This is a genomic window from Motiliproteus sp. MSK22-1 (genome assembly GCF_001968815.1).
GTDB lineage: Bacteria > Pseudomonadota > Gammaproteobacteria > Pseudomonadales > Balneatricaceae > Motiliproteus.
Genome location: NZ_MIEQ01000044.1, coordinates 131,793 through 143,813, shown reverse-complemented (window position 1 = coordinate 143,813; position 12,021 = coordinate 131,793). Strand labels below are relative to the sequence as shown.

Genomic DNA, 12,021 nt, shown 5'->3' with positions numbered 1-12,021 from the left:
AGCGTAAATCAAAAAGTATCAAATTTATGTCAGAGTCTACGAATATACACGCTGAAAGTCGGATACTGGTTGTTGATGACAACCCGGCCAACGTATTGCTTCTCACCGCCATGCTGGAAGAAGAGGGGTTTGATAACGTTGTCAGCACCACTGATCCGCAGCAAGTTCTTCCCTTGCAGCAGCAACATGATTTTAACCTGATCATGCTGGATATTCGCATGCCACAGATGGATGGTTTTGCGGTATTGAAACTGTTACAGCCATGGATAGTTGAAGATCACCTCCCGATTATTGTTCTGACAGCCCAGACCGATGAAGCAACTCGTCTTAATGCGCTGTCTGGCGGAGCCAAAGATTTTGTCAATAAGCCGTTTAATCAGGCGGAAGTTGTTCGAAGAGTGCTCAATCTACTGGAGGGTAACCTTTATCATCGGATGTTGAAGCTGCAAAACCTTGAGCTTGAACGCAAGGTGGATGAGCGTACACAAGAGCTTCAGGCGACACGTTTACAGGTTATTCGCCAATTGGGCCTGGCGGGGGAATACCGAGACAACGAAACCGGTATGCATGTTATCCGTATGAGTAAATTCTGTGAGTTGCTGGCAGCGCAGATTGGCATGGACAGTGATTTCTGTGATCAGATCCTGAGTGCCAGCCCTATGCATGACCTGGGAAAAATAGGTATTCCTGATCGGATATTGTTAAAACCCGGAAAGCTGGATGCAGAGGAATGGGAGATCATGAAGACTCATGCCCAGATAGGTGCTCAGATTTTGTCTGGCAGCGATTCGGCGTTAATGCAAATGGCCCATGAAATCGCTCTGAATCATCATGAAAAATGGGATGGCAGTGGCTACCCAAATGGACTTAAAGGGGAAGATATTCCTCTTACCGGGCGCATATCAGCCATCTGTGATGTTTTTGATGCCTTGACCTCTGAACGATCCTATAAGAAAGCATGGACTACCGAGAAGGCTTTTAAACTGATAGAAGATGAATTAGGCAGTCATTTTGATCCTAACCTTGCTCGGGTTTTTTTGGATAATAAACAGCAGGTGTTGGACATTCGATCACAGTTCCCTGACGATGAGGAATGACATCAATCAGGGAGTCGCGTCTTTCCCGGCCTGATCTTGAACTTCAATAACCCCGTCTCACATTAACCGTGGCAGGAAGTTCGGCTTTTTCCCGGTAGTTGATCATATTCGTAGCGACGATGTTGATTGCCGATTCAATGTTTGACCTGTCCACATATCCCCGAATCTTAATGAGCTGCTTTGACTCTAAAAACCCAGTGGTATATATAAGTACTTAATATGCCTTTATCATTTTCATGTTACGGGACTGGATCAATCGCCTTGTATTACATTGCGCGTCGCTAATACGAGTTGCTTGAAAAGAAATCTGCCGTAGCTGGTTCATGATGTGCGTGAGAGGACCGTCTGTGACTGAACTAGCAATAGTTGAACAACCTTCAGAGTTAATGAGTTCCTGTGGTCGCCTGATCAAGCAATTACACAGTGCAGGCAGTCTCCCTGAAATGCTGGATATCGTCCGTGAAGAAATTCGTTTAACGCTCGGTTTTGATGACGTCTGGGCCTACCTTTACCGGGGGGATGACAGATCTATCTTTGAGCTTATCAGCGTGAGTGGATCGGCTAAGAATATTGTAGAGCAGCAACACTCTATCGTGGAAATTGCCGGTGATGCCTGGCTGACTGAAATCTTTTCCAGTGAAAAGCCGGTGTATTGTGCAGATGCACGTATTGATCCTCGAACAGACAAAGAAAAAGTCAAAGCGGTTGGTGTGGTAACCATGATTGGAAGGTTGCTTAGCCTGGACGGCAAAAAGCTAGGCAGGCTGGGGACTGGATCTTTTGAACAAATGGGCGTTCGGCCCATGTCGGCAGATGAGATCGCCTATTTCGACGTAATTTGTGATGTTGTGTCGATTACTGTTGACCGACTGCACTATATGTCGATGTCTCACCAGGATTCGTTAACCAAGCTAAGTAATCGACGTGGCTTTAAAGAAATTGCCGCGACTCAACTGTCGTTAGCCAATCGGAAGGGAGAGAAAGTACCTTTTGTCTATTTGGATCTTGATGGTTTTAAGCCGCTGAATGATACCTTTGGCCATAACTTTGGTGACAAGGTGCTGGTTGAGTTTTCCAACAAGCTGCGCCGTGTTTTAAGGGCGTCTTCTGCTATTGCCAGGATTGGTGGTGATGAGTTTCTGTTAACACTTCCTGAAACCGCGGATAAAAAGGCGATAACGTCAGTTGTTAATAAACTTAAGCAAAACTGCTGTGATTTCGAGTTTGACGGCTTGCCTGTCCATCTGAGTTTTTCGGTGGGGTATGCCATATACCCTGACGATGCCATGGATATTGATCAATTGATTGGTATTGCCGACAAAAACATGTATCGGAACAAACACTCAAAGCGTTAGTTTGTGAAAATAGCGAAGCATAATCTGATACTGAAGGCTACCGTCAGCGCTTTGTGGCTGAATGCCAGTGGGCACTGTCGATAGCCTTGCAACGCTGGTAGCAAGTACCCGCGTTAATTAAGCTTAAGCAGTACGGGTCTCTCCGTCCTTAACATCTGTTGGAGCTTCTGGTGCAGATGCCTTGGTTTTTGGCTTCTTATTACTCCAGTAATCGGCGTTTTCAATCCCTAGTTTTTCAGGATCAAAGGTGTATTCGGTGACACCAGCTTTCTGTTGGGCTTCGTAATCTTTCAGCGCTTTCAGTGCTGGTTTAGCCATAAAGAAAATGATCAGGATTCCGATGATATTTAACCAGGCCATCAAACCTACACCGACATCGCCCATACCCCAGGCTAAGTTAGCTGTTTTAACTGCGCCGTAGAAGGTGGAAATCATGATAGTCACTTTCAGTGCGAAAATAAGTCCGGGGATCTTCAAAGTGCGTCTGATGTAAGCGACATTGGTTTCTGCGATATAGTAATAGGCCAGAATAGTGGTAAAGGAGAAGAAGAACAGCGCGATTGCAACAAAGGGCTTGCCAACACCAGGCAGGCTGTTTTCGATTGCCATCTGGGTGAAGACAGGGCCGTTGGCGGCGATGCTGGTAGACAGATTTTGAACAATAAAGGTTCCTTCACCTCCGTGGACATTATAAGCACCGGTGATCAGAATCATAAATGCAGTGGCTGAGCAAACAAACAGTGTATCGATATAAATAGAAAACGCTTGCACTAATCCCTGCTGGGCAGGGTGCTGAACCGCGGCCGCAGCTGCTGCGTGAGGTCCGCTACCCTGACCAGCTTCGTTGGAATAGACGCCTCGCTTCACACCCCAGCCGATAGCTGCACCAAATCCAGCCATGGGGGTGAAAGCGTCGCTGATGATCATTGAAAAAATATCAGGCAGCATATCAATGTTCAGCAGGATGATAACGCAGGCGATAATGATATAAGCCAAAGCCATAAAAGGGACTACGATTTCTGTGAACTTGGCGATGCGTTTGACACCACCGAAAATAATAAAGCCCAGCACCAGAACGACAACGGTTCCTGTTATTACTTTAGCGAAGCTCAGTGATCCCATGGCTGTATCAATTGTCTGCCCGGAGCCAAAAGCTGCTTCAACCGCGTTACCGATGCTGTTGGACTGAACGCCTGGAAGCAGCAGGCCGCATGCAACGATCGTCGAGATTGCGAAGATCCAGGCATACCACTTCTGTCCCATTGCTTTTTCAATGTAATATGCAGGACCGCCACGGTATTGCCCTTCATCTTCCTCTTTGTAAATCTGGGCAAGGGTTGATTCTGTATACGCTGTGGCCGCGCCAAGAAAAGCGACAACCCACATCCAGAAAACCGCGCCGGGACCACCAAAGCCTATAGCCGCGGCAACACCAGCAATATTGCCCGTACCCACGCGACCAGATAAAGATACTGCTAATGCCTGAAAGGAAGAGATACCCTTGTCGGAGCTTTTGCCGGAAAACAGCAGACGGCACATTTCATTGAACTGCCTTACCTGAACGAAGCGAGTAAGAATGGAATAAAAAAGGCCAGCGCCGAGGCAAAGATAGATCAGTGCCGGGCTCCAAATTATGCCGTTCATAAAGTCGACAAAGTGTTGCATCTACAAGACTCCCTGAAATAAAAACCACCCGAACATCAGGTGCTCTATGGAAAAAATTGCAGAAATTATATAGAGGCTGTTGAAAAATAATTTACGGAAATGGGTGGAAAGTTTAATAAATACGCCTGGAGGATAAGATCTATCCAGGCAGAATAACTGGTTTGGAACAACCCGCATCAAGAGGAGCGCCAGGTAGCACTATCCTTAGGATCAGTCGGCGATATGATTAGTTCCAATAAGGGATACGAGTAGCATCAATTAGCATCACCGGTGACTAGGGGCCGCTTTTCACCGATGATGCCAGATTTTTAAGCCTTGTTTTACAAGATTATTTTAGTTGTCCTGGGTTATTTAGACGCAGGCCAGCTGGGGCTGCTCTTCGACCAATTCAAGATCAAAAGCGGCTGCCAACAGTTGTTGAGTATAGATTTCCTTGGGGTTCTGGAAAATCTGCTCAGCAGATCCCTGTTCAACGACATTGCCGTTTTGCATCACAATCACTTCATCGGACAAGGCCTTTACTACCGCCAGGTCATGGCTGATAAACAGGTAGGTCAGGGCATGTTTTTTCTGAAGGTCTCTCAGCAGTTCAACCACTTTTACCTGCACTGACCGGTCAAGGGCTGATGTTGGTTCATCCAGTAAAAGAAATTTGGGTTTTAAAACCATGGCTCTGGCAATAGCAATTCGCTGCCTTTGCCCGCCTGAAAACTCGTGGGGATAACGGTTTCTAAGCGCTGGATCCAAGTCCACTTCCTCCAATGACTGACAGACCGCTTGATCCCGTTGCCGGGCATTGAATAAGGGCTCGTGAACCTTAAGACCTTCCGCAATGACCTCCGCTACCGTCATTCTCGGTGACAGTGAGCCAAAGGGATCCTGAAAAACGACCTGCATGCGACGGCGTAAAGGACGCATCTCCAGCATGTCCTTGACGTCAATAGCTTCATCTTCAAACTGAATTTTTCCTTCGCTGCTTATCAGTCTAAGCAGCGCCTTTCCGAGAGTCGATTTACCCGATCCAGACTCCCCGACAATGCCAAGCGTCTGACCTTCCCGTAATTTCAGGCTGATATTGTTAACGGCCTTGACACTGTCGGTAATACGGCTGAAGAAACCAGTACGGATAGGGAACTCCACCCTAATGTCTTTTGCTTCCAACAGGATCGGCGAGGAGGGCGAAACGGCAGATTTTTTTCCTTTAGGTTCAGAATCAAGCAGTTCGCGAGTATAGGGATGCTTAGGGTCATTGAATACCTGGGTGGTAATTCCCTGTTCAACAATTTCACCGTAGCGCATCACGCACACTCTATCGGCAAAATGATGCACTACTCCGAGATCGTGGGTGATAAATAAAATAGCCATGCCAAAACGATCCTGCAGATCCTTCAGCAGTTCCATTATCTGGGCTTGAATTGTAACGTCCAGGGCTGTTGTTGGTTCATCTGCTATGAGGATATCCGGCTCACAGGCCAGCGCCATTGCTATCATTACCCGTTGACGCTGTCCTCCTGACAGCTCATGAGGGTAGGCCTTCAATCGCGCCTTTGGATTGGGGATTCCCACCAGTTCAAACAGTTCCAGAACACGAGGTTGGGCTTGCTGTTTAGTCATTGCCTTGTGCTCTATAAGCACTTCAGCAACCTGCATCTCGATCGTTTGCAGTGGATTAAGTGAAGTCATTGGTTCCTGAAAAACCATTGCAATCCTATCCCCGCGGACGCGACAGAGTTGCTTTTCTTCTGCTCGGAGCAGATCTAATCCGTCGTAGCGGATTTGTCCTTTGGGGTGACTGACCAGATTCGGCAATAACTGCAATATGGACATCGAGGTTACAGATTTTCCTGAACCGGATTCTCCTACAAGCGCCAGGGTTTCACCTTTATGGAGATTGAAGGAGACGCCTTTGACGGCGCTTACTGTTCCCGTATGAAGGTTGAAATCCACGTGCAGGTTATCGACTTCCAGAATAGGCTGTTGACTCTGATGATTCTGTTTAACCGCCGAAGATTGCTCAATAACAAAGGGTTGCGTTGACATAGTGGCTTCCTTGTTAGCGGGTTTTTGGGTCCAGCGCGTCACGCAGACCGTCGCCGATAAAGTTAAGACAGAACAGTGTTACCGCCAGGAATGCAGCTGGAAATATCAGCATCCAGGGAGCGCTTTCCATATTTCCGGTACCTTCACTGATCAGTACTCCCCAACTGGTCATCGGCTCCTGTACACCCAGGCCCAGAAAGGATAAAAAACTTTCCAGTAATATGACCTTGGGTACCGTCAGAGTGACATACACAATCACCGGACCAATCGCGTTGGGGATGATATGCCGAATTACGATCATTTTGTCAGAGACTCCAAGGGCATGAGCAGCATCGACAAACTCTCGTCGTTTCAGTGCCAAGGTCTGACCGCGAACAATTCGGGCCATATCCAGCCACTCCACCGCGCCAATTGCGATATAGATCAGAAAGATGCTGCGTCCAAATACGACCATCATAAGAATGACAAGGAACATAAAGGGGAGGGAATAGAGAATATCGACCAAACGCATCATCAGGTTGTCTGTTCGACCGCCGACATAACCGGAAATAGCGCCATAAGCGACACCAATAATCAGACTGACGGCAGTTGCCACCAGTGCAACACTGAGAGAAATCTGCCCACCGTAAAGCGTTCTCACAAACAGGTCACGACCGTTATAGTCAGTACCAAACCAGAGACTCTCTTCGAGAGTTGGACCAACCCCCATGTAATCCCAGTATATTTCGTCTACATCTGCGCTGATTAACAGGGGGCCCAGATAGGATAACAGCACAATAATTGCCAGAATCATCAGACTGATCATTGTGGCACGATTCTGAAGCAATCGTCTCCAGGCATCCTGCATCAGGCTCTCACCTTTTACCACAGGGAGCGATGCCGGGTTGGAGCTGGTTACTGCGTCTGAAGCTGAATTAGTCATCGTCATATTCCTCCTCAGTTCTCGTAACGAATTTGTGGATCAAGCAGGCCGTAGATTATGTCCACCACCAGATTGAAAAGGATGATCAGGCCACCATAGAAAACAACGGTCCCCATGACCAGGGTATAGTCGCGATTCAGCGCAGCTTGAACAAAATAGCGACCAATGCCGGGAATGCCAAAGATCTGTTCGATAACAACAGAGCCGGTAATTATTCCTGCCGTTGCAGGGCCCAGGTAGGATACGACGGGGAGCAAGGCGGCTTTGAGAGCGTGTTTTTGTATGACTTTGGTTGCAGTAAGTCCCTTGGCTTTAGCGGTACGAATAAAATGGGACCCTAATACTTCAATCATGCTGCCGCGTGTCATTCGGGCAATATAGGCAATTTGGGGTAAGGCTAAGGCCAGAATCGGCAGGACTTTGTTTGATAGGGCGCCATCATTCCAGCCCCCGACCGGAAGCCAGCTTAAATACACGCCAAAAACCAACGTTAATATCGGGGCCATGACAAAATTGGGGATTGCGATACCCGCCATGGCTCCACCCATCATCAGATAATCCCAACGAGTATTTTGATGGAGGGCAGCATAGCAGCCAATCAGTACTCCCAATATCACGGCCAGCAACATTGCCCACATACCCAGTTCAAGGCTAACGGGAAAACCTGACCAGATCAGGTCAGATACACTGAAGTCTTTATATTTGAAAGAGGGTCCGAAATCACCCTGGGCAATACCCCCCAGATAGTCTACAAACTGCATAAACAAGGGCTGGTCCATATTATAGGCAGCCAATAGATTCGCCTCGATTTCAGGCGGTAATTTACGTTCTCCATCGAAGGGGCCGCCGGGAGCCAAACGCATTAAAAAAAATGATAGCGTGATAACAATCAACAGGGTCGGAATTGATTGCAGTAGACGCTTAATAATGTACGGAAACATGGTGCTGTCCTCATCGGTCGAAACTACTTGTCGCCACGGATCAAGATCCTAAAATCCACCCAAGACCAGAATTCATGGCTGGAATCCCTGTTTCAACAGATAGCCTGGTTTGACCAGGCGTAGATATGCAAGAATCAACCATTACCGGTGGAGCCAGAGTTGCTCCACCGGTTCACCATAGTGGTGGTATGGTTAGTCTGTTAATTAATTGCAGATTAGCGTTCTAATGACATCCAGCGAGTGCGATGAACATCAATGACGTTTGGCTGCCAGCCCTTCACATGGTTCGCGACCAGATTGGTTGACACGTAGTAGTAGATCGGAATAGTGGCGTACTCATCCATGGCAATACGCTCGGCTTTTTGCATGAGCTTCAGACGTGCGTCGCCATCCAGAGTGACTGCGGCCTGATCCATCAGTTTTTGAAATTCATCGTTACGGTAGCCACCGTAGTTGTTAGGGGTCGCTTCCAGCAGACTCAGAAAGTTCTGCGCATCCGGATAGTCTCCCAACCAACCTGCGCGGGCAATTTCAAAGTTACCTTCTTTAAGGTCTGCGTAATGAACAGCGACTTCGGAGTTAAACAGCTCTGCCTTTACATGGATCTGTTTCCACATGGCAGCTACAGCTACAGCAATCTTCTTGTGCGCATCGTGAGTATTGTAACGCAGCTGAAGGGTCAGAGGATTTGACTTACTGAAGCCGGCTGCTTCCATCAGTTTGCGAGCTTCTTTAAGGCGATCTTTCTGAGACAGGGCTTTAAAATCAGCTTCCTGGATCTGATAGCGTCCGACACCTGGAGGTACAAAGCTGTAGGCTGGTACTTCTCCGGTCTTCAATACCTTGTCGGTAATGACTTCCCGATTAATAGCCATGGACAATGCCTTACGAATGCGAACGTCCTTAAACTTTTCATCTCGGGTGTTTATTGGATAATAATAGGTACCCAGTTGAGGGGCGACAATCGCCTGATCCTTCATGTTCTCCTTCAACCACTTGTACTGGTCGATCGGGAACTCATAGTTTACGTCCAGTTCTCCGGCACGAAAGCGCTTCAGCGCTGCAGGACGGTCCTCTGTTGGATAATATTGAACTGTATCTATAGATACGTTCCTGGCATCAAAGAAGTACTCATTTTTATCAGCTTTAATATGAGTTTGAGGTAACCATTCGGTTAGCTTATAAGCACCGTTGGATACCATCTTTCCTGGTTTTACCCAGTCGCTGCCGTACTTTTCAACCACATGCTTAGGCAGTGGGAAGCTGGTGTAGTGGTTTAGCTGTTCGATAAAGTACGGTGTTGGAGCTTTTAGCGTCATTTCCAGGGTGTAATCATCCAGCGCTTTAACACCGAGATTATCCATACCGCTCATAGTGCCCTTATTCAAGGCTTCGGCGTTGGCGATGGGGTAAAGGATATAAGCGTATTTAGCTGCAGTTTTGGGGTCCAGAATTCTCTGTATACCAAAGACGAAATCTGCGGCAGTTACCGGCTTGCCGTCAGACCACTTGGCTTGTTTGCGTAGTTTAAAGGTATAGACCTTGCCATCTTCGCTGAGGGACCAGCTTTCAGCAGCGCCGGGGATATTGATACCGTCGGCACCTTCCGTCACCAGACCCATAAACAGATCGCCAACGACCATGTCCTCCCAGTTACCTGAGACCAGGTTAGGGTCTAATGTACCCGGTTCTCCGCCAATACCGCGGTGCAATGTATCTGCGGTGCTATGGGCGGCTATACCCATCAGGCAGGCGGCTGAAACAGCTGTCAGCGCCTTTCTCCATGTTGGGTGTTTTATTTTTTTTGTCATGATTCAGATTCCGTCTGTTGATAATTTCAAACGCAGTCTAAATTTACGATCATTATTTGCGCAATCGAAATGCAACATACCCCCTATACTCATTTTCAATGAGCATCAGGGTCTTATCGACGAAGTGTTATAATTGATTGATTTTAATATGATTATTTTCCTTGTTTCGATTGCCTGCTGGGAAGCGGGACAGTAGCGACCTGGTAATATCTTTAATGAAGTGGTCTCAGGGTTGTTTATAGGGTAAATGCTGCCTTGCTTGTTGCTGATAAAGGCCCACATGTTTACGTTCTTCGGCTAACCATTTTTCAACAGCGTCTGATAGTCTTGGATCTTTGATCCAGTGAAGGGAATGAGTTATCTCAGGTTCAAAGCCTCTCAGCAGTTTATGCTCACCCTGAATACCCGGATCAAAGCGAGAAAAGCCCTTTTCGATGGCGTATTCAATCCCCTGGTAATAACAGGCCTCGAAATGAAGGCAATCGATACTTGGTAATCCTCCCCACCAGCGACCGGACAAGCTGTTATCGCCACAGACAAAGAGGGCTGCTCCTACGGGTTGATGTTCACGAGTCGCCACGACCAGCATTAGCCTGTCCTGCATCCTTTCAAACAGTTGCTGAAAAAACTCTAGATTCAGATAGGGGCTGCGGCCACGACGTTGATAGGGAATTTGATAAAACTCATAGAACAGCATCATTAACTGCGGGCTTAACGCTGACCCTGCATAACGATTTAATATCACGCCTTGTTCAGCGACTTTTCGCCGTTCTCGCCGGATGCTTTTCCTTTTCCGAGAATTCATACCGGCTAAAAAATCATCGAAGCTGGCGTAATCACGATTGAACCAGACAAAGTGGCAGTCGTTTCGGGTGAGCAATCGAAAGTTTCCGGCGATAGACATTAGTGAGTCAACCGTTTCTTTGTTCGGAAACAGCAAGTGCCAGGATGAGGCCTCGGTAGTCTCTGCGGTTGCCACAACTCCCTCCAGTAATTGGCGGCAAAGGTGTGGATCGCCTGAGGTCATTCGCGGACCTGTTACCGGAGTATAGGGAATAGATGAAACCAGCTTCGGGTAATAGGGAATTCCTGCACTTTGAGCTGCCTGAGCCCAACCCCAATCAAAAACGAACTCACCGTAAGAATCGTTTTTCAGATACATGGGCATAGCTGCAACGGGCTCGTTTTGTTCTGAGAGCACTAAGTGGTGAGGGTGCCAATTGGTGTTATTTCCAACACAGCCACTGGATTCCAGCGCTGCAAGGTAATCATAGTTGAGGAAGCAGTCCTTTGTTCCGCATAGCTGCTCCCAGCGCTGATTGCCAATGGAATCAATCGTAGTGTGAATCTTGCTGTGTGACATAGAGGGCGCCATTGGATTGCAATCAATACTTTTAGGCCGGAATTGTCATAAGTCATGCCGATCCCGAGAATAATCAGTTAGATTTGCCCGAGTTGTTTAGTCGGACTTTAAACTGCAGTTTTACACTGTTTTAGAAAAAAGTTCACGGTCCGGGGTTATTTGTAACTGTTAGCTGGAGATAGAGATGCTAGATTTTTTGAAGAAAGGAAAAAACAAAACTGAAGCGGCAAACACTCAGAACGCACAGCAGGAAGACCAGTTTGTTGAGCTGAAAAGTAAAAGCAGTGATCAGGCCAAGGAAGAAGCAAAGAAAAAATCTACAGGTTGCTGCGGTAGTTGCGGCGGTCAGTAACCCCTTCGCAGTTTGTTGTAGAAATACCCGGATGATACCGCTTTACAGCGAGTATCATCCAGATTCATTACCGTTCTAGTTTCTCATGATTTCGGTGATTACATACTTGCCGGTGCTTGGGCTTTTCACCATAAAGTGAATTTTCTGGCCTGCTTCCAGTGAATTGATATCAAGACCCGGTGCCAGTTCAAATGTCATTTGCATTGCACCCATTTTCCAAGCTTCAATCGGTTCATGCTGAACTTTGATTTTGTTGGCCGAACTAACAACTTCCTTAATAACACCTGTTGCCGGGACCGGCATGGCGTCCATCTCTCCCGATGCCATTTTGTGCCCGGAATGCCCCGTTTTATGGCCATCCGCATAAATATTTCCGCTACCGATAAATCCTGTAATCATTAGTGTCAGACCAATAGTCTTCAATGATTTTTTCACTGTTTATATCCTTTCTGATTGATCAAAACTTTTAATAGAA

10 protein-coding genes are annotated in these 12,021 nt (G+C 47.2%); 3 read left to right on the top strand and 7 right to left on the bottom strand.

The genetic code is table 11. The features are described from left to right. The first annotated feature begins 26 nt into the window (after positions 1–26). Both BGP75_RS11255 and BGP75_RS11250 read left to right on the top strand, forming a co-directional pair. Entirely contained in the window at positions 27–1,097 is a 1,071-nt protein-coding gene (locus BGP75_RS11255; protein ID WP_076718713.1) for an HD domain-containing phosphohydrolase, read from the top strand. Between the two features lie 347 nt (positions 1,098–1,444). Continuing rightward, the gene (locus BGP75_RS11250) at positions 1,445–2,452 is read left to right on the top strand and encodes a diguanylate cyclase (RefSeq protein ID WP_158070098.1); all 1,008 of its coding nucleotides are present in this window, start codon (positions 1,445–1,447) and stop codon (positions 2,450–2,452) included. A 123-nt stretch (positions 2,453–2,575) separates the two neighbouring features. Here the strand turns inward: BGP75_RS11250 and BGP75_RS11245 are convergent, their stop codons facing one another. The 6 genes from BGP75_RS11245 to BGP75_RS11220 all read right to left on the bottom strand — a co-directional run bounded on the left by BGP75_RS11245 (position 2,576) and on the right by BGP75_RS11220 (position 11,194). Next, complete coding sequence (locus tag BGP75_RS11245) at positions 2,576–4,117, bottom strand: sodium:alanine symporter family protein (protein ID WP_076718712.1); 1,542 nt, start codon at positions 4,115–4,117, stop codon at positions 2,576–2,578. A gap of 351 nt (positions 4,118–4,468) precedes the next feature. After that, positions 4,469–6,157 (bottom strand): ABC transporter ATP-binding protein, encoded by a 1,689-nt coding sequence (locus BGP75_RS11240; protein ID WP_083704756.1) that lies wholly within the window; start codon positions 6,155–6,157, stop codon positions 4,469–4,471. A 13-nt stretch (positions 6,158–6,170) separates the two neighbouring features. After that, positions 6,171–7,079: an ABC transporter permease subunit gene (locus BGP75_RS11235; RefSeq protein WP_233152911.1), complete on the bottom strand. Its 909-nt coding sequence runs from the start codon at positions 7,077–7,079 to the stop codon at positions 6,171–6,173. A 14-nt stretch (positions 7,080–7,093) separates the two neighbouring features. Beyond that, positions 7,094–8,020, bottom strand: coding sequence for an oligopeptide ABC transporter permease OppB (oppB, locus tag BGP75_RS11230; protein ID WP_076718710.1), 927 nt, complete (start codon positions 8,018–8,020; stop codon positions 7,094–7,096). 215 nt (positions 8,021–8,235) lie between these two features. Then, entirely contained in the window at positions 8,236–9,831 is a 1,596-nt protein-coding gene (locus BGP75_RS11225) for a peptide ABC transporter substrate-binding protein (protein ID WP_143821040.1), read from the bottom strand. 226 nt (positions 9,832–10,057) lie between these two features. Beyond that, the gene (locus BGP75_RS11220; RefSeq protein ID WP_076718709.1) at positions 10,058–11,194 is read right to left on the bottom strand and encodes a GNAT family N-acetyltransferase; all 1,137 of its coding nucleotides are present in this window, start codon (positions 11,192–11,194) and stop codon (positions 10,058–10,060) included. A 184-nt stretch (positions 11,195–11,378) separates the two neighbouring features. On the opposite strand from BGP75_RS11220, the gene BGP75_RS27040 reads away from it, so the two are divergent. Beyond that, a complete protein-coding gene (locus tag BGP75_RS27040) occupies positions 11,379–11,546 on the top strand; it encodes a hypothetical protein (RefSeq protein ID WP_158070097.1) in 168 nt (55 codons plus the stop codon). 75 nt (positions 11,547–11,621) lie between these two features. On the opposite strand, the gene BGP75_RS11215 is transcribed toward BGP75_RS27040, so the two are convergent. Beyond that, positions 11,622–11,981, bottom strand: a complete 360-nt coding sequence (locus BGP75_RS11215; protein ID WP_076718708.1) for a copper-binding protein — start codon at positions 11,979–11,981, stop codon at positions 11,622–11,624. Positions 11,982–12,021 lie beyond the last annotated feature (40 nt).

Excerpts from the sequence above, each read along its gene's own strand:
- BGP75_RS11255 (WP_076718713.1), top strand. The coding sequence starts at position 27 with ATGTCAGAGTCTACGAATATACACGCTGAAAGTCGGATACTGGTTGTT.
- BGP75_RS11245 (WP_076718712.1), bottom strand. The coding sequence starts at position 4,117 with ATGCAACACTTTGTCGACTTTATGAACGGCATAATTTGGAGCCCGGCA.
- BGP75_RS11240 (WP_083704756.1), bottom strand. The coding sequence starts at position 6,157 with ATGTCAACGCAACCCTTTGTTATTGAGCAATCTTCGGCGGTTAAACAG.
- BGP75_RS11235 (WP_233152911.1), bottom strand. The coding sequence starts at position 7,079 with ATGACTAATTCAGCTTCAGACGCAGTAACCAGCTCCAACCCGGCATCG.
- oppB (WP_076718710.1), bottom strand. The coding sequence starts at position 8,020 with ATGTTTCCGTACATTATTAAGCGTCTACTGCAATCAATTCCGACCCTG.
- BGP75_RS11225 (WP_143821040.1), bottom strand. The coding sequence starts at position 9,831 with ATGACAAAAAAAATAAAACACCCAACATGGAGAAAGGCGCTGACAGCT.
- BGP75_RS11220 (WP_076718709.1), bottom strand. The coding sequence starts at position 11,194 with ATGTCACACAGCAAGATTCACACTACGATTGATTCCATTGGCAATCAG.
- BGP75_RS27040 (WP_158070097.1), top strand. The coding sequence starts at position 11,379 with ATGCTAGATTTTTTGAAGAAAGGAAAAAACAAAACTGAAGCGGCAAAC.